General features: G+C 42.5%; 15 protein-coding genes. 12 read left to right on the top strand and 3 right to left on the bottom strand.

Annotation, left to right across the window (positions count from 1 at the left end; genetic code table 11):
• From trpD to CDG77_RS28905, 3 genes are all read left to right on the top strand, one after another.
• The coding region (gene trpD, locus CDG77_RS28895; protein ID WP_143857115.1) for an anthranilate phosphoribosyltransferase at positions 1-830 on the top strand (830 nt) is incomplete at its 5' end.
• A gap of 128 nt (positions 831-958) precedes the next feature.
• Positions 959-2,059 (top strand): 3-deoxy-7-phosphoheptulonate synthase, encoded by a 1,101-nt coding sequence (gene aroF / locus CDG77_RS28900; RefSeq protein WP_094332695.1) that lies wholly within the window; start codon positions 959-961, stop codon positions 2,057-2,059.
• Positions 2,060-2,316: 257 nt separating this feature from the next.
• Complete coding sequence (locus tag CDG77_RS28905; protein ID WP_094332696.1) at positions 2,317-3,279, top strand: general stress protein; 963 nt, start codon at positions 2,317-2,319, stop codon at positions 3,277-3,279.
• A 181-nt stretch (positions 3,280-3,460) separates the two neighbouring features.
• Here the strand turns inward: CDG77_RS28905 and CDG77_RS28910 are convergent, their stop codons facing one another.
• Together CDG77_RS28910 and CDG77_RS28915 are read right to left on the bottom strand one after the other, a co-directional pair.
• Positions 3,461-3,661 carry a heavy-metal-associated domain-containing protein gene (locus tag CDG77_RS28910; RefSeq protein WP_094332697.1) on the bottom strand — a complete coding sequence of 67 codons (201 nt, stop codon included), beginning with the start codon at positions 3,659-3,661 and terminating at the stop codon, positions 3,461-3,463.
• A 591-nt stretch (positions 3,662-4,252) separates the two neighbouring features.
• A complete protein-coding gene (locus CDG77_RS28915) occupies positions 4,253-5,065 on the bottom strand; it encodes an SDR family NAD(P)-dependent oxidoreductase (RefSeq protein ID WP_094332698.1) in 813 nt (270 codons plus the stop codon).
• Between the two features lie 205 nt (positions 5,066-5,270).
• Here CDG77_RS28915 and CDG77_RS28920 point away from each other — a divergent pair, with 205 nt between their 5' ends.
• The 6 genes from CDG77_RS28920 (at position 5,271) to CDG77_RS28945 (ending at position 13,073) form a co-directional block, all read left to right on the top strand.
• A complete protein-coding gene (locus CDG77_RS28920) occupies positions 5,271-6,263 on the top strand; it encodes a threo-3-hydroxy-L-aspartate ammonia-lyase (RefSeq protein ID WP_094332699.1) in 993 nt (330 codons plus the stop codon).
• A gap of 182 nt (positions 6,264-6,445) precedes the next feature.
• Positions 6,446-6,829, top strand: coding sequence for a glyoxalase (locus CDG77_RS28925; protein WP_094332700.1), 384 nt, complete (start codon positions 6,446-6,448; stop codon positions 6,827-6,829).
• A 31-nt stretch (positions 6,830-6,860) separates the two neighbouring features.
• Positions 6,861-7,742, top strand: a complete 882-nt coding sequence (gene ylqF / locus CDG77_RS28930) for a ribosome biogenesis GTPase YlqF (RefSeq protein ID WP_094332701.1) — start codon at positions 6,861-6,863, stop codon at positions 7,740-7,742.
• Between the two features lie 294 nt (positions 7,743-8,036).
• On the top strand, positions 8,037-9,689 hold the full coding sequence (locus tag CDG77_RS28935; protein ID WP_094332702.1) for an adenylate/guanylate cyclase domain-containing protein: 1,653 nt from the start codon (positions 8,037-8,039) through the stop codon (positions 9,687-9,689).
• Positions 9,690-9,925: 236 nt separating this feature from the next.
• Complete coding sequence (locus tag CDG77_RS28940) at positions 9,926-11,293, top strand: NAD-dependent succinate-semialdehyde dehydrogenase (protein ID WP_094332703.1); 1,368 nt, start codon at positions 9,926-9,928, stop codon at positions 11,291-11,293.
• A 136-nt stretch (positions 11,294-11,429) separates the two neighbouring features.
• Entirely contained in the window at positions 11,430-13,073 is a 1,644-nt protein-coding gene (locus CDG77_RS28945; protein WP_094332708.1) for an acetolactate synthase large subunit, read from the top strand.
• 706 nt (positions 13,074-13,779) lie between these two features.
• Here CDG77_RS28945 and CDG77_RS28950 read toward each other — a convergent pair.
• Positions 13,780-14,403, bottom strand: a complete 624-nt coding sequence (locus CDG77_RS28950) for a 4Fe-4S single cluster domain-containing protein (protein ID WP_094332704.1) — start codon at positions 14,401-14,403, stop codon at positions 13,780-13,782.
• A gap of 186 nt (positions 14,404-14,589) precedes the next feature.
• Between CDG77_RS28950 and CDG77_RS28955 the strand changes: the two genes are divergently transcribed.
• The 3 genes from CDG77_RS28955 to CDG77_RS28965 all read left to right on the top strand — a co-directional run bounded on the left by CDG77_RS28955 (position 14,590) and on the right by CDG77_RS28965 (position 17,834).
• The gene (locus CDG77_RS28955) at positions 14,590-15,783 is read left to right on the top strand and encodes an NAD(P)/FAD-dependent oxidoreductase (RefSeq protein ID WP_094332705.1); all 1,194 of its coding nucleotides are present in this window, start codon (positions 14,590-14,592) and stop codon (positions 15,781-15,783) included.
• A 168-nt stretch (positions 15,784-15,951) separates the two neighbouring features.
• Entirely contained in the window at positions 15,952-16,596 is a 645-nt protein-coding gene (locus CDG77_RS28960; protein WP_094332706.1) for an HAD-IA family hydrolase, read from the top strand.
• Positions 16,597-16,973: 377 nt separating this feature from the next.
• Positions 16,974-17,834, top strand: coding sequence for a Tab2/Atab2 family RNA-binding protein (locus tag CDG77_RS28965; protein ID WP_094332707.1), 861 nt, complete (start codon positions 16,974-16,976; stop codon positions 17,832-17,834).
• Positions 17,835-17,856 lie beyond the last annotated feature (22 nt).

Consider the following 17,856-nt stretch of genomic DNA (forward strand, 5'->3'; position numbering starts at 1 on the left):
GTCCCCAGTCCCCAATCCCCTTAATTGACACCTGCGGAACTGGTGGAGATGGCGCTTCTACCTTTAACATTTCCACTGCTGTCGCTTTTGTTGCCGCCGCCGCCGGGGTAAAAGTTGCCAAACATGGCAATCGTTCGGCATCTAGCAAGACTGGTTCGGCTGATGTACTGGAAGCTTTGGGGGTAAATCTCAATGCCACTCCTGAGAAAGTACAAGCCGCAGTGGGTGAAGTTGGAATCACCTTTTTGTTTGCTCCCGGTTGGCATCCTGCACTCAAAGCGATCGCTACTTTGCGAAAAACTTTGAAAGTGCGGACTGTTTTTAACTTACTCGGCCCGCTAGTAAATCCGATGCGGCCAACGGGGCAAATTATCGGCGTGAACGATCCGCTTTTACTAGAGGAAATTGTGCAAGCTTTATCGCAATTGGGATGTCAGCAAGCGATCGCAGTTCATGGACGCGAACGTTTAGATGAAGCTGGTTTAGCAGATGTCACTGACTTAGCTGTACTCCAAGATAAAAAGGTGCGTTCTCTAACGCTGAACCCTCAAGAACTTGGTTTAAGTTTTGCCCCCACTGCGGCATTGCGCGGTGGAGATGTCCAAGAAAATGCCGAAATCTTGAAGGCAGTTCTTCAAGGTAAAGGCACGCAAGCGCAGCAAGATGTTGTCGCTTTAAATACAGCCCTGGCGCTCCAAGTTGGTGAAGCCATTCATGGAGAAACGGATATTTTAGTTGGTTGTGTTAAAGGTATTGTCCTTGCTAAGGAAATTCTGCAAAGCGGTGCGGCTTGGACAAAACTAGAACAACTTGCTGAATTTTTGCACTAATCCCCAAGATAGTTTTGAGAGTTCGTAGTAAGGACTTTAGTGCTTAGAAAACAAGGACTAAAGTCCTTACTACAAACTTGTTTACCCGACTGTTATTACACCCAACAACTATACACAAGGAAAAACAAATGATTATCATACTTAAGAACGGTACACCTGTTGAGGAAATTACTCGCATCAGCCAAGAACTGAGTGAAACTTGGAAAGTCACAGTAGAAAAAAGCATTGGCACTCATAAAGTTGTACTAGGGCTAATTGGCGATACAACTAGCATCGATAAATTACAGGTTCAGGAATTTAGCCCTTGGATTGAGCAAGTATTACGAGTGCAACAACCTTTCAAGCGGGTAAGCCGAGAATTCCGACATGGAGAAGCCAGCGAGGTTGTTGTACCTACACCCAACGGTGATGTCTATTTTGGCGAACATCACCCCATCGTCCTAGTAGCTGGCCCTTGTTCCGTTGAAAATGAAGCGATGATTGTCGAAACGGCAAAGCGCGTCAAGGCAGCAGGAGCGCACTTTCTCCGTGGTGGAGCTTACAAACCCCGCACTTCACCTTATGCTTTTCAAGGTTATGGTGAAAGCGCTTTAGATTTATTAGCAGCAGCGCGGGAAGCTACTGGTTTGGGTATCGTCACAGAACTGATGGATGCTGCCGATTTATCAGCAGTGGCGAGAGTAGCTGATATAATTCAAATCGGGGCGCGGAATATGCACAACTTTTCTTTGCTGAAAAAGGTAGGCGCTCAAGATAAACCAGTGCTGCTGAAGCGGGGGATGTCTGCCACAATTGACGAGTGGCTAATGGCAGCAGAATACATTTTGGCATCTGGAAACCCAAATGTAATTCTTTGTGAGCGGGGAATCAGAACCTTCGATGGTAAATATGCCCGGAATACTTTAGATTTATCTGTGCTTCCGGTATTGCGATCGCTAACCCATTTACCGATTACGATCGATCCTAGTCATGGTACTGGTAGGTCAGAATATGTTCCATCAATGGCAATGGCTGCGATCGCAGCTGGTACAGATGCCTTGATGATTGAAGTTCACCCCAATCCCGCAAAAGCCTTATCTGACGGGCCTCAATCTCTCACCCCTGATAAATTTGACCGCTTAGTTCAAGAAATGTCAATTCTAGGCAAAGTAGTCGATCGCTGGTCTACACCTGCATTTGATAGCATTAATGACAAGCGCATTCTCTTCACCCCAGAACTATCAAAGTAGACAGAGTGTAATCTCAGCTAATTTTTTATGAATGGCTAAACCCGATCGACAGATTTTTTAAACAAAAGAATCCGTTAGTCGGGTTTTCATCAGTCTAATTATTGTAGAGACGGCGATTCATCGCGTCTTTTACCTTAACCGTAATGATTTTTATTACTTAGGATAGTTTCGAGTTAAATAAAGTAGTATTTAAAATTACAGGTAATAAAAAACTACATTTATGGGAAATTAATTTCCCCTGCTATTAAGGAGTAATAATGGCTTTAAGTCAAAATCAGCGTGCTATAGGCGTATTTACTCATCGTCGAGATGCAGAACAGGCGCTACATGAGTTGAGAGATTCTGGCTTGGCGATGGAAAAAGTATCTGTAGTTGTACAGAATGCAGACCGCAATCATCAGATTACCGATGATGAAATTAAAGAGCGCACTGGTGATAAAGCCGATGAAGGTGCAACAGTAGGAGGACTTTCTGGGGGCGCGGTTGGCGGGTTGACTGGTTTATTAGTAGGTCTTGGGACTTTAGCAATCCCTGGAGTTGGGCCAATAATGCTGGCTGGCGCGGCTGCAACTGCTTTGGTTACAACCCTTGTTGGTGCAAGTATTGGTGCTGCTACTGGGACTTTTGCTGGTGCGCTAGTTGGTTGGGGAATATCCGAAGAGCAAGCTAAAGCATATAACGAGCGAGTACAGCATGGACATTATTTCATCATCGTGGATTGCACATCTTTTGAAATTGCTAAAGTAGAAGCAATTCTACAGCGTTGGGGTATTGAAGAGTTTGGTATTTACGAGCCTCTCAATAGTGAGCAATTACCTACAAATTATCTGCCCACGACAACTTCCACAACTACCACTCCTAATAAAAGTGGGATTTTGAGCAAGTATGCTGTTAGTTGTTTTAATAACATAGATAACGCTAAAGCCGCAATTAACGATATGTATGTCGCAGGGTTTTCAGCAAATCAGATGTCTTTAATTTGCCAAGATTTTTCTCAATTGATTGGGTTAACTGGTATTAATTTAAGTGAGCGCTTTGACGCGATGAGGTTAGGAATAGCAGATGAATGGGCACGCTTTTACAACGAGCAAATTGCTCAAGGAAATTACATATTCATTGTTAGTGGCACAGACAAAGAGCTTGAACAGGCTAGCTTGATTTTGGGCAATTCTGGGGTTCGGGAATGTCAAATTTATGACCCCATGTTAATCCGTTCTTGATTGAAAACTATTACCGGAAAACTTAACAATTTTGTTTTGTTGCAGCTTACAATTCAAGCGTGTCAGAAGAGGAAAATACTCTTTATTAATATTCTGCCCGGAAACCGGGCGAATATATGACTAAGCAATTGTCCTGGCTAAATTACTTCATCTAAATATCCTCAGAAATTTAGAAGTAAAATTAATAGCCTTCTATTGTAAAACCAGCAGATTGAATTATCTGTTTAATAGACTCTTCAGAAGCCGCAGTATCTACAGTTACAGTTTTAGTATCGACGTTCACATCTACTTTGGCATCAGATTCCATAGTCAAAATAGATTTAGTTATTTTCTTGGCACACTCATCGCCTTTAATATTCGGAACTTTCAATTTAATTGCCATTACTTAACCTCATTACTTCGACTGGAATTTCTATTTCATAAATATAATAACGATTTAGATAATCAGCGCACATCTTACTATAGTGATGGAATTAAGCATCCCAGAGATAGTAATAAATAATAGCTATACTTAAATTATTTGGGAGAAATTTTGTAGGCAGTGAAATGAAATACAATGCCAAAACCTATAAAGTTATTTATGAAAATTCACTGAATAACACTAACTTCTCAAACCCGCTCTTTTCGTCTGTTCTAAAGACTCCACTAGACATTGCAGATTGTCTTATAGGCGTTCTTGTTGTTCTCGCAGCACTACTTGAACATACAAGCATCTATACGTAAGTAACACAACTTTTTTATCTGTAGTTTTTAACTTCTTTTTATCTTTCAGGTACTTCTGCCCAATTTTGACAACATATATATATTCAAAAAACAGCTATCTTGTGGCATATATCTACTGTGGGCTTCACAATAAAAACCTTCAGTGATGCAGTTACCGATTTATTCGGTTCTAGGTAGATGCCCTTGTCCACTTCGTTGTGTGAGGAAAGTAACTCCCGTGATTTAGTTGAAAAAAGGATGAAATATCGAACTATCTACTTTTTTTAAGTTCGTGCATACTTCTCACAATCTTTGTTACTAAATTTCTGGGTGTAAATCTGACGCTTTCGCTCAATATCTTATTTCTCATCCCAGGAACAACAACAGTTTTGTTTTTCATTAAGCTGCGATAACCAATCTTAGCAACGGTTTCCGTATCCATCATTCTGTTCACACTAGCAATCTTGGAATCTTCCATTGCAGCAGTTTGTTGGAATTCCGATGCTGTTGGCCCCGGACAAAGAACAGTCACGCTGACACCTGTACCCTCTAATTCATTAGCGATCGCTTCTGAAAATGATAAGACATAGGCTTGAGTAGCAAAATAAACTGCCATTAGAGGCCCTGGTTGAAAAGCTGCTGCTGAGGCTACATTTAATATTTTTCCATAGTCTTGCTCGACCATATCTTTGAGAAATAACTTTGTTAAATTAGTCACGCTGACCAAATTTACCTGAAGCATTTGCAGTTCAATGTTGAGGTCTGTTTCGGTAAATGTTCCATAAGTACCAAAACCAGCATTGTTAACCAGCACATCAATCTTGATGGATGCTTGCTGGAGTTCGGTGAAAATTTCATCTGGGGATGTTTTGATAGATAAATCCTTAACCAAAATTTTCACAAAAATACCAAACTTTTGTGGAAACTCATTTATAATTTCAGTAAGTTTTTGTTCATTTTTATCCACTAACACCAGATTATAATTATGACGAGCAAAAATCTGGGTTAATTGATAGCCTATCCCACTAGCCGCTCCTGTAATTAGAGCAGTTTTTTTTCGCCGAACTTCGGATGTTTTATTCATGTTGCAAAAATGACTAATTTGAGTTAACTAATTTAACTTTTATAAATTTAGCGATAGCAGTATATAATCTTTGCTATAGCTAAAATTATGGTAAAAGATGATGCTGTCCGCCTGAAATGAGTATGTTTAAAGCAAGCATATTAGTCGTAAATATAAAAATCTGTATCTATCTAAACAAGAGCAAAAATATTTAATCCAGTTATTAATGTCACAAGATAATTCCGTTACTATAACTGATGTGCAAGCAGCACAAGAGCGGATTTTGGGAATTGCCCACCGCACCCCTGTGTTGACTTCTCGAATTGTTAACGATCGCACCAATAGCCAAGTATTCTTTAAATGCGAGAACTTTCAACGCACGGGGGCATTTAAATTTAGAGGGGCGTACAATGCCCTAACGCAACTATCGGTAGCCCAAAAACAAACAGGCGTTATCACCTATTCATCGGGAAATCATGCCCAAGCGATCGCTCTAGCTGGTAAACTTCTCAATATTCCCACCACTATTGTCATGCCTGATGATGCACCCATAGTCAAACAAACTGCTACTCGTGGTTATGGTGCAGAGATAATTTTATACAATCGCCAGGAAACAAACCGAGAAGAATTAACCCAAAATCTAGCAAGCGATCGCAATCTGACTCTGATTCCCCCTTACGATCATCCCCATGTAGTCGCTGGACAGGGAACAACTGCTTTAGAACTGATTCAAGAAGTTGGGGAATTGGACTTATTATTAGTTTGTTGTGGCGGTGGCGGATTACTTTCAGGATGTGCGATCGCAGCCAAAGCACTTTTACCCAATTGTAAAGTAATTGGGGTAGAACCAGCACTTGCCGATGATGCTACCCGCTCCTTTCACACCAAAACGCTGCAAACTGTCAAGAATCCTGATACCATCGCCGATGGTGCGCGGACTCCTAGCCTTGGTCAAATTACTTTTCCCTTAGTGCTGCATTATGTCGATGACATGGTGACGGTATCTGAAGAAGCAATTCTTCGCACCATGTTTTTCTTGTGGGAACGTTTGAAAATTGTCGTTGAACCCACCGGAGTCCTTGCAGCCGCAGCCTTACTCGAAGGTGTGGTGACAGCACCAGAGTCGAGGATTGGTGTTGTCGTCAGTGGTGGAAATGTAGATTTAGCGCAAGTTGGCATATTGTATGCTAAATTACCCGCTTTTGCTTTTCTTACCTGATATATCTGCGGAGTGGGGATTTTACTCACCTTGGCTATTCCCATATTTAATATCTAATTGAACCGCATCACAGCACGGCATTTGTGGAGCGAAAGCAGTGGTTAGCTGAGAATTTAGAAATATGTGAAACGATCGCATTTAGACAAAGTTGAATTAAAAACTTCAAAGGGCGATAGGCAAATATGGTTTTTCAGTACACTAACGCATTTGTCACCATAGCGTCGGTTAATTGCGAGAATTTAGTAAATTTCTATACTAAATTCCTGGAGCAAAAGCCAGTTATTTTGATTCCGAATGTCTATACTGAGTTTAATTTGCTTAGTATGCGATTAGGTATTTTTAAACCCAAAAACACAAACGAATCGGAATTTGAAGCTGTCACCAAAAGTAAGATTAGTTTGTGTTTAGAGGTGAGTAACTTAGAAGATGCGATCGCTCACCTAACAGCTTTAGGCTATCCACCACCAGGAGATATTTCCATTGCTTCCCACGGTAGAGAAATTTATGCCTATGACCCTGATGGCAATCGGATTATTCTACATCAAGCCCCAGTGAACGATAATTGATAAGTAATAATAATTTATTTGGTAATTTACTATGGCTATAACTCAAAACTATAGATTAAACCTGATTCAATGGTATCCAGGTCACATTGCTAAGGCTGAAAAGAAGCTTAAAGAACAGCTAAAGCGCGTAGATGTGGTATTTGAGGTCCGAGACGCGCGGATTCCCTTAGCAACTCACCATCCCCAAATAGGTGAGTGGGTGGAGGGTAAGACACGGGTGTTGATCCTGAACCGAGTAGATATGATTACGCCGCAAATGCGATCGCTGTGGATAGATTGGTTTAAACGTCAAGGAGAAGTCCCTTATTTTACCAATGCTCAACATGGTAAAGGTATAGCAGAAATAGCGCGAGCCGCGCAAGCCGCCGGAGTAGAACTCAATCAAAGAAGAAGCGATCGCGGAATGTTACCCCGTCCAGTACGGGCTGTGGTAATTGGTTTTCCCAATGTCGGTAAATCAGCTTTAATTAACCGCCTCTTGGGACGGCGAGTAGTGGAAAGTGCAGCCCGTCCTGGGGTAACTCGCCAACTACGTTGGGTGCGAATTTCGGAACATTTAGAATTGCTAGATGCTCCTGGTGTCATCCCTATAAGGTTAGAAGATCAAGACGCAGCATTGAAATTAGCCATTTGTGATGATATTGGTGAAGCATCTTATGATAACCAACTAGTAGCAGCAGCCCTAGTGGATTTATTCAACTATTTGGAAGCTGTAACTACAGATTTGTTACCCAAAAAACCATTACAGTCCCGTTACCAACTCGATTCGACATCCGACACCGGAGATACCTATTTACACGCCTTGGCGGAGCATCGTTACAAAGGTGATGTAGAACGAGCCGCAAGACAACTTTTAACAGATTTTCGCAAAGGCTTGTTGGGTGAAATGAGTTTGGAATTACCACCAAATTAATCAAGAGTTAAGGTAGTTAAGCCAAATCCTATATTTTCCCTTTTTAATTCCCCAGCAGGAGTCAAGGGTCATTTCCATGCCTCTTTGTTGAAAATTTATTTGGTGACTCCCCTTCACCAAGGGATTCAAACCTCATCTAAACCTCTAGCAAAATTCCCTGTTTCAATGTAATATCCGTCACATACAGTTGTCGAAATGCAGTTAACAGTGTCATAAAGAAAAGGTGAAGGTTAACCTGTAGGGTATAACTTACCTTAGAGTTGCTTGCACCTCTAGCTTCGATGGATCGCACTCATGACTGAACTCACGCTACGCCTAAAAGAGGGAGATACCGAGACAACGATCGCAGTTGACCAAAATTTATTTACAATTGGTCGTTTGCCGGAATGTAACTTGTACTTACCTTTTGCTGGAGTATCCCGCAACCATGCTCGCCTAGTGAAAACAGCAGAGGGTGTGTGGACTATTGAGGATCTGGGCAGTAAAAACGGGACGCAACTCAATAAATATCTTGTTAACTCTCCCCAAGAGTTACATCACGGTGATATTATTTGGCTGGGCAATGTTAGCTTGTTAGTGCTGCTCACAAGCCCTGTTTACCAACCGACACCTGAGTATCCCGGAAGTTCGGAAAATAATGAGCAGAGAACAATCCTGCACAATGTCAAACAATTACAACAGCAATGGATCGCAGCTGATAGTAAGGATGGCGATATCAGCAATAAGGACAAAACCATTGCCCGTCTCAAAGACTTAGTGGATATAGCTAAAAATCTCTGTGCAGCAGCATCTATAGAAGAGATTTTTTCTCAGGTACAGCAAGTAGTTTTTCGCTACCTTGATAGTATCGATCGCTTGGCATTATTAATTGATGTTAATGGTTGCGGTCAATTAGAATTAGTGAACGCTGCCACTAGAAATACTTCTCAACAAAAACATCTCCCCTCAGATGGTAGTTGGATTAGTCGAAGTATCTGTCAAAAGGTATTTGACGAAAAAGTTGTTATTCAAACCGCCGATACCCATCAGGATGAACGGTTTGCTAGCGAACAAAGTATTTTAGTCAAAGGCATTCGTAGCGCAATGGCAGTACCTTTATGGGATGAAAATAAAGTTGTCGGTGTCCTCTATGCTGATGCAAATCTTTCTTCTTACCATTGGGCAAATGAGGGCGAGGAAGAACTCAGCTTTTTTTCAGCTTTAGCAAACCTTGTGGCTTCTAGCGTGCAGCGTTGGTTGCTGGTAGAGAAACTCAAAACGGAAGAGATGATTCGCCATCGACTAGAACGCTATCATTCTCCAGCAGTTGTGCAGCAGTTGATATCTGTAGGCGCATTACCAGGTGGTCGTTTAGCTCCCACTGAGAGCGAAATTAGTATTTTATTTGCGGATTTAGTCGGCTTTACGGCAATTTCTGAACAGTTAACACCAACTGCGATCGCTCAACTCTTAAATAATTTATTTGAAGAAATGCTAAAAGAAGTGTTTACTTGGGGTGGCACTTTAGATAAGTATATTGGCGATTGTATTATGGCATTTTTTGGCGCTCCAGAACCGCAATCAGATCACGCCGATCGCGCTGTTACTGCTGCCAAGGGAATGCTTAATCGTCTCGAACATCTGAATGCCAATGGTTTTTGGCACGAACCCTTGCAATTACGGATTGCGATTAATAGCGGTAAAGCTGTTGTGGGAGATGTCGGTAGTTCTCAAAGGGTAGATTATACGGCATTAGGCGCGACAATTAATCTTGCGGCTCGGATGGAAGCAGTTTGTCCGCCCAGTGAATGCGTCATTAGTCAAGCCACTCACAAAATGCTTTCACTACCTTCAGACTTCCAGGAAATGGGAGATTATCGTTTCAAAGGTATTGAGCGATTAGTTAAGGTTTACCAGACAAAATTACAGCAAGTGCCAACAGTCATTAACCCATTTATTAATCTTTAGGGATTGGGAAGTGGGAATTGGAAAAACAATTAACAAATAACTAATGACTAATGACAAATTTATCAAGATAAATACATACTTGGATTGTATATTTTGTTTCAAAAATAATTGCGAAATTGTAATATTAAGCGACTAATTCTTGGTTGCAAGACTAAAATTTGGGTGTAGCTTCCAAAATTGATCTGTGTAACACTAGGAAGCCTAACTGAAGCTATTTTTTAACGGGAGGTCAGGTAATGGCGATCGCCACCATTAATCCCGCCACTGGGGAGACGCTCAAAACCTTTGAGGCGCTCAATGATACAGAAATTGTCGCTAAACTCGATTTGGCTAATCAGGCTTTTGAAAAGTATCGCCAGACTAATTTTTCTGAGCGATCGCAATGGCTACAAAAGGCTGCTGATATTTTAGAGCAAGACAAAGCAGAATTTGCTAAGTTGATGACTCTGGAAATGGGGAAGCCATTTAAAGCTGCGATCGCAGAAGTCGAAAAATGTGCTGTCGTCTGTCGCTACTATGCCGAACACGCCCCTGGTTTCTTAGCTGATGTCAGTATAAAAACTGATGCCAGCCAAAGTTTTGTGCGTTATCAACCAATGGGTACAATTCTTGCGGTGATGCCGTGGAATTTCCCCTTTTGGCAAGTTTTTCGTTTTGCTGCACCAGCCCTCATGGCGGGAAATGTGGGCTTACTCAAACATGCTTCCAATGTGCCGCAGTGTGCATTGGCAATTGAAGATATTATCCGCCGCGCGGGTTTTCCTGAAGGTGCGTTTCAAACTCTATTAATCGGTGCTGCCAAAGTTGCCGATTTAATGGCTGATGACCGCGTAAAAGCTGCTACCTTAACCGGAAGCGAACCAGCAGGTATATCCCTCGCTGTCGCCGCCGGCAAACAAATTAAAAAAACAGTTTTGGAATTGGGAGGAAGTGACCCGTTTATTGTGTTAGAAAGTGCTGACTTAGAGACAGCAGTTGTCACAGCTACTACAGCGCGGATGTTGAATAACGGGCAATCATGTATTGCAGCGAAACGTTTTATTGTCGCAGAAGCGATCGCAGATAAATTTGAAAAATTGCTTTTAGAAAAATTTGAGGCGCTAAAAGTAGGCGATCCTATGCAACCGGATACCGATTTAGGCCCCCTGGCAACACCTGGTATTCTCCAGGATTTAGATGGACAAGTGCAAGGTGCTATTAGTAGCGGTGGTAAAGTCCTCACCGGCGGACATCCTCTATCAGATCGTCCAGGGAACTTTTATCCGCCAACGATTATCATAGATATCCCGCCTGAAGCACCAATTGCAAAAGAAGAATTTTTTGGCCCAGTAGCCTTGTTATTCCGGGTTCCAGATATTGATGCTGCCATTAAACTTGCTAATGACAGTCCCTTTGGATTAGGTGCAAGCGCTTGGACAACCAACGACCAAGAGAGCGATCGCTTAGTTGAAGAAATCGAAGCTGGTGCGGTATTTATCAACAGTATGGTCAAATCCGATCCCCGGTTGCCCTTTGGTGGCATCAAGCGTTCTGGATATGGCAGAGAATTGAGTATCCAAGGTATACATGAGTTTGTCAATGTTAAAACCGTGTGGGTAAAGTGATTAGTCATTAGTCATTGGTCATTGGTCATTGGTCATTGGTCATTAGTCATTAGTCATTGGCCAAAGAACAAATGACAAATGACAAATGACAAAAGAACAAAAGTCTTATTCGTTAATAGAGTTGTCAGAAAATAAAATGAATACAGCAGAGTTATTGGTGCAGTGCCTAGAAAATGAAGGAGTGCAATATATTTTTGGACTCCCTGGCGAAGAAAATCTGCACGTTTTGGAAGCGTTAAAACATTCTTCGATTAAATTTATTACCACTCGTCACGAACAGGGTGCAGCATTCATGGCGGATGTCTACGGACGCTTAACAGGAAAAGCCGGAGTGTGTCTTTCTACTCTTGGCCCTGGGGCAACCAACTTAATGACAGGCGTAGCAGATGCGAACCTTGATGGTGCGCCCTTAGTGGCGATTACCGGTCAAGTGGGAACAGATAGAATGCACATTGAATCCCATCAATATTTAGATTTGGTGGCAATGTTTGCCCCTGTTACCAAGTGGAATAAGCAGATTGTGCGACCGAGTATTACACCCGAAGTAGTGCGGAAAGCATTTAAGCGATCGCAATCGGAAAAACCTGGTGCAGTTCACATCGATTTACCAGAAAATATTGCTGCCATGCCCGTCGAAGGCAAACCTTTGCGTAAAGATAATAGCGAAAAAACTTATGCATCTTTTGCTAGCATTCGGGCAGCAGCCGCCGCAATTTGCCAAGCAGTTAACCCATTAATCTTAGTCGGAAATGGGGCAATTCGCGCTCAGGCAAGTGATGCAGTCACACAATTTGCCACCTTGCTGAATATACCAGTTGCTAATACCTTCATGGGTAAAGGTGTGATTCCCTACACACATCAATTAGCTTTGTGGTCAGTGGGATTACAGCAAAGAGACTTTATTACCTGTGCCTTTGATAACACAGATTTAGTCATTGCCATCGGCTATGATTTGATTGAATTTTCCCCCAAGAAATGGAATCGTAATGGTGAAATTCCCATTGTGCATATTGGGGTAAGTCCGGCGGAAATAGATAGTAGTTATATTCCCAACGCCGAAGTCGTGGGAGATATTTCAGATTCCCTCTATGAAATTTTAAAATTAGCAGACAGACAAGGTAAACCCGATCCTTTTGCTATTAGCTTAAGGTCAGAGATTCGGACTGATTACGAACAGTATGCCCATGATGACGGATTTCCGATTAAGCCGCAAAAGTTAATTTATGACTTACGGCAAGTGATGGGCCCAGATGATATCGTCATCTCTGATGTTGGCGCACATAAAATGTGGATGGCTCGTCATTATCATTGCCATAGCCCCAATACTTGCATAATTTCCAATGGCTTCGCAGCTATGGGTATTGCTATTCCTGGCGCTTTAGCAGCAAAACTCGTTCATCCTAAGCGCAAAGTTGTTGCTGTTACAGGTGATGGCGGCTTTATGATGAATTCCCAAGAATTAGAAACAGCCTTGCGTGTCGGAACGCCCTTTGTCACCATAATTTTCAATGATGGTGGCTATGGGTTAATTGAGTGGAAGCAAGAAAATCAATTTGGTAAAGGAAACTCATCATTTGTGCATTTTAGCAACCCTGATTTTGTTAAATTTGCCGAAAGCATGGGTTTAAAAGGCTACCGAGTTGAATCAGCTTTAGATTTGATTCCCACTTTGAAAGAAGCCCTCGCTCAAGATGTACCCGCAGTAATAGATTGTCCCGTAGATTATCGGGAAAATCATCGCTTTAGTCAAAAAGCCGGCGAGTTGAGTTGCGGGGTGTAATAAATATTGTAGAGACGCGATTAATCGCGTCTCTACAAGAGTTAGGCAGGGTAAGCTCATCTAATTTGGTATAAGAGGATGTTTTAAAAGTATTTAGCTGTGATTTTAGGCACTTGTCGATCCCCCCTAACCCCCCTTCAAAAGGGGGAAGAATCAAAGTCCCCCTTTTGAAGGGGAGCCACTGCGGTCTTGGGGTCTCCCAAAGTGAAGCAAGTGGCGTGGATTTAGGGGGATCTAGAACGTTTTGATACCAACAATCAGACTTTTAAAACATCCTCTTAAAATTAGGGTGCTAAATCACCTATTTAGGGGTGCGATCGCCGACGGTGGGCGGTTACGCCATCGCAGCCAAATAACTGTTTTTATTGAGAATATAGCTCTGTAACTGAGAATTCGATCTAACAATAACTAGCTAATTAGAGGGCTGATTTATTATTGGTGTCTACAGACACGCTCTCTTTCACTTGGTGTCTAAGTCGTGTCTGTAGCGGTGTCTGCCAATGTCTCTACGGTATAAGCGTTTCAAGTTTTAGTGTCTGTGGTGTCTGGTGTCCGATATCCGCGAAAAAAGGGTTTTTGGGAGCAGATACCACAGACACTAAGCGCAGCTAAATTTGATTGAGCTTGATAACAGCAAATATTGCATCTAAAGGTTGATGCTGGGTACGTAAAATATCATAGGCGCGATCGCTCAACCTAAAGTGACTTATACTAATTCCAGTCCACCTTGATAACCGGTGACGATGCGTCCACCATCCTTGAGGATGTGGATTTCTATCTGGTCGCTAGCCCAAGTAATCTGGTCTTGAAAAGCGGGGCTTAACACACGAACCCGTTGATTGCTAGAAGAAACTGGAGAGTTAGGAGAATTAATTGCCAGAGATTGGACAAAAGGCCCGTCAATCAGGATATCAAGTTGTTCTAATAATTCTTGGGAACCTGGCGGCGCAGATTGAGACTGTAGTTGCTTGAGAGTGAACCCAGAAAAAGACATTACATTTAACCCAGCAGCTTTTACCTTACGGGCTAAAGACGCTAGTGCAGTTGCTTGCCAAAAGGGTTCTCCACCAGAAAATGTTACACCAGTGTTGTGCGGATTGCTGAGAATATTTTCGGCAAGAGTATCAACAGCAATCAGTTGGTTAGCCTCAAATGACCAAGAGTTAATATTAAAGCAGCCAGGACACTCACGAAGACAACCTTGTACCCAGACAACTGCACGACAACCAGGGCCATTAACTTCCGATCGATCGACGTAACCCATAATGTTGAGATAGCCAGGGGGAATATCCATGAGTGCTAGCGATGGGTCAGTTGGCTTAATTTCCATCTCTTTAACTCCTTCCTTTTAGCCATTGCCTCTTAACCGTTAACTATAGCGGATCGACCGTTAGATAACTGTGACAATTAATGATTAATCTCTCAAAAACTTGATGGGATTTTGAAAAGTCCGCTTTAACTGACTAGACTGAAGTTAATTGCCCAACTAGTATCGATCCTTTTATAGATAAAATCCATGACTCAACAAACTTCTAGAATTTGTATCCTTGGTGGGGGCTTTGGTGGTCTTTATACAGCCTTGCGCTTAAGCCAGTTACCTTGGGAATCTACGCAAAAACCCGAAATTGTTTTAGTAGATCAAAGCGATCGCTTTCTATTCTCCCCTTTACTTTACGAATTACTCACTGGCGAACTGCAAACCTGGGAAATTGCCCCACCCTTTGAAGAGCTTTTACAAGGCACTGGGGTGCGTTTTTATCAAGGGGTTGTCTCTGGAATTGACATCGACCAGCAACGGGTAAATATACAAGAAGGACCACAAATCCCTTACGATCGCTTAGTGCTGGCGTTAGGAGGTGAGACACCGCTAGATTTAGTCCCCGGTGCAACAGCTTACGGCTACACATTCCGCACTATCTCTGATGCCTATCGTTTAGAAGAACGCCTGCGATTTTTAGAAGAATCCGATGCTGATAAAATTCGGGTGGCAATTATTGGCGCTGGCTACAGCGGTGTAGAGTTAGCCTGTAAGTTAGCTGACAGACTCGGTGAAAGAGGACGCTTTCGGATCGTTGAAATTGCCGACCAAATTTTGCGAACTTCCCCAGAGTTTAACCGGGAAGCAGCAAAAAAAGCAATAGAAGCCCGTGGCATATTTGTCGATTTAGAAACCAAAATCGAATCAATAGAGCAAGATAGCATTTCACTAGAGTACAAAAACCAGTTAGATACGATTCCCGTAGATTTGGTAATTTGGACTGTGGGAAATAAAGTTGCGCCCGTAGTGAAATCTCTTCCCCTCAAGCAAAACGAGCGCGGTCAAATCAGCACTACACCCAATCTGCAAGTAATCGATCGTCCAGAAATCTTTGCCTTGGGAGATTTAGCAGACTGCCATGATGTTGAAGGACAGCAAGTTCCCGCCACGGCACAAGCGGCTTTTCAACAAGCTGATTATACTGCTTGGAATATCTGGGCAAGTCTTACTAATCGTCCCCTCCTTCCCTTCCACTACCAACAGTTAGGAGAAATGATGGCATTAGGTAAAGACAACGCCACCCTTACTGGTTTGGGAATTAAACTAGATGGGCCTTTGGCATCCGTCGCCCGTCGGATGGCTTATTTATATAGACTGCCAACTTTAGACCATCAACTCAAAGTTGGTTTTAATTGGCTGGTGCGTCCAATCATAGAGACACTTTCTCGGTAACTTAAAATTGGGAATGGGAAATGGGGATGGGGCATTGGTAAAAAACTAAGACATTTATCATGATTTGCTTTATTTCCGCCAATTTACTTAGCAGGTGCTAGACTCTACCCACAGAAGCTTTTAACAAGCCAAAATCTAACATTCAACATTCAAAATCTTCAAACTTTGATGGAACAACCGAAAGTTATTTTTTTAGATGCTGTGGGTACACTCTTCGATGTTAAAGGCAGTGTGGGTAAAGTTTATAGTCAGATAGCCGAGGAATTTGGTGTTACAGTTCCGGCCGAAACATTGAATACAGCCTTCATCAAAAGCTTTAAAGCAGCGCCGCCGCCGATATTTCCAGATGCAGAACTGCAAGATATTCCTCAACGCGAGTTTGATTGGTGGCGGATAATCGCCCTGAACACTTTTGAAAATGCAGGTGTTCTCAAGGAATTTTCTGACTTTTCGGCTTTTTTTAGCGAACTTTACATCCACTTTGGCACTGGCGAACCGTGGTTTGTCTATCCTGATGTTTTACCAGCTTTAATCAACTGGCGGCGGTTAGGGATTACTTTGGGCGTACTATCCAATTTTGATTCCCGAATTTACTCAGTATTGCAAAGTTTGGGATTGAGAGAGTTTTTTACCTCCGTTACCATTTCTACCCAGGTGCGTGCAGCTAAACCCGACCCGCAAATTTTTGCTATTGCCTTAGATAAACATAAATGTTCTCCAGAGGCAGCATGGCATATTGGCGATAGCATTGTAGAAGACTACTATGCAGCTAAAGCAGCTGGACTCAGAGGCGTTTGGATCGATCGTCAGTAGATCGCAAACTTTCACAAACTTTCGCAAAAATTACAGCTTCAGCCCAGTTAATCGGCTAACAGGATTTGTTAAGGGAACTCCAAAAAATAAATTATTCAATTTGTCTACTCAACTAGACTTCTTTCTTCCTTGTCTCCCTTGTCTTGCTTGTCCCCCTTGTCCCTCTGCGACGGAATATTTTTTTACTTGGAAATCCCTAAGAGCGATCGCCTGATGAAAAATAAGAGAGATGGTGAAGAGTTAAGATTTGAAACATCCGCCTCAAAACTCTGTTCATCTCAATTCCCAATGCTCAATTCCCAATTTCCAATGCTGGCCTAAGACTCGTATGATCGAGATATCAGGAAAACATAACAGCCAGACTTTTACCGCAAAACATGGGCAGTATTTGGGAAATCGATTTTTACTCTCGTCCAATTCTGGATGCTAATCAGAAAAAAATTTGGGAAGTTTTAGTCTGCGAAAGCCCCTTGGATATCGGCACAAAACCAGATTCTTTGTTTCGCTATGCTCAATATTGTCCCAGTACCCAGGTAAATTCGGGCTGGTTGCGGACAGCATTGCAGGAGGCTATTGACCAAGCTGGAAAAGCACCAATTAAAATCCGCTTTTTCCGTCGCCAAATGAACAACATGATTACTAAAGCCTGCCAAGATATAGGCATTCCCGCCCAGCCTAGCCGCCGCACTTTGGTTCTCAACCAATGGTTACAAGAGCGCATGGAGGAAGTGTATCCTCAAGAACCAGGGTATCAAGGAGGGACTAATCCCTCAGTCCGCTTGGAAAAACCTTTGCCGCAACGTTTACCAGATGCTTTAGAAGGACAACAGTGGGTATTTGTTACCTTAGATGCTGCGGATTTTGCAGAGATGCCAGAGTGGGAAATTGGCTTTGGTGAAGCTTTCCCTTTAGAGTTGGCGAAAGTTTCACCCGAAGCCCGGATTCCTGGTATTTTGATTTTCTCACCGAGAGCGTTACCCTTGGCTGGCTGGATGTCTGGTTTGGAGTTGGCTTTTTTGAGATTTGATACCAGTGAAGAGGCGAGATTGCTTTTAGAAACCGGTGTTAATGAAAGCTGGATTGTGGCAAATATCAAAAAACCTCAAGTCTTAGCAGAGGCTAAAGGTTTTGAAGAAGCCAAGCAAAAAGCTAACGGAGTGCATTTTATTGGTGTGCAGTCCGATCCCAAAGCACAATCTTTTGCTGGTTTTTGGCTGTTGCAAGAGATTAATCTTTGAAAATGGGGACTGGGGATTGGGG

The organism is Nostoc sp. 'Peltigera membranacea cyanobiont' 213, assembly GCF_002245975.1.
Lineage (GTDB): Bacteria > Cyanobacteriota > Cyanobacteriia > Cyanobacteriales > Nostocaceae > Nostoc.

Coding starts and splice junctions, on each gene's coding strand:
- CDG77_RS28950 (WP_094332704.1), bottom strand. CDS start 14,403: ATGGAAATTAAGCCAACTGACCCATCGCTAGCACTCATGGATATTCCC.
- CDG77_RS28905 (WP_094332696.1), top strand. CDS start 2,317: ATGGCTTTAAGTCAAAATCAGCGTGCTATAGGCGTATTTACTCATCGT.
- CDG77_RS28925 (WP_094332700.1), top strand. CDS start 6,446: ATGGTTTTTCAGTACACTAACGCATTTGTCACCATAGCGTCGGTTAAT.
- CDG77_RS28940 (WP_094332703.1), top strand. CDS start 9,926: ATGGCGATCGCCACCATTAATCCCGCCACTGGGGAGACGCTCAAAACC.
- CDG77_RS28915 (WP_094332698.1), bottom strand. CDS start 5,065: ATGAATAAAACATCCGAAGTTCGGCGAAAAAAAACTGCTCTAATTACA.
- ylqF (WP_094332701.1), top strand. CDS start 6,861: ATGGCTATAACTCAAAACTATAGATTAAACCTGATTCAATGGTATCCA.
- CDG77_RS28910 (WP_094332697.1), bottom strand. CDS start 3,661: ATGGCAATTAAATTGAAAGTTCCGAATATTAAAGGCGATGAGTGTGCC.
- CDG77_RS28955 (WP_094332705.1), top strand. CDS start 14,590: ATGACTCAACAAACTTCTAGAATTTGTATCCTTGGTGGGGGCTTTGGT.
- CDG77_RS28920 (WP_094332699.1), top strand. CDS start 5,271: ATGTCACAAGATAATTCCGTTACTATAACTGATGTGCAAGCAGCACAA.
- CDG77_RS28945 (WP_094332708.1), top strand. CDS start 11,430: ATGAATACAGCAGAGTTATTGGTGCAGTGCCTAGAAAATGAAGGAGTG.
- CDG77_RS28965 (WP_094332707.1), top strand. CDS start 16,974: ATGGGCAGTATTTGGGAAATCGATTTTTACTCTCGTCCAATTCTGGAT.
- CDG77_RS28935 (WP_094332702.1), top strand. CDS start 8,037: ATGACTGAACTCACGCTACGCCTAAAAGAGGGAGATACCGAGACAACG.
- aroF (WP_094332695.1), top strand. CDS start 959: ATGATTATCATACTTAAGAACGGTACACCTGTTGAGGAAATTACTCGC.
- CDG77_RS28960 (WP_094332706.1), top strand. CDS start 15,952: ATGGAACAACCGAAAGTTATTTTTTTAGATGCTGTGGGTACACTCTTC.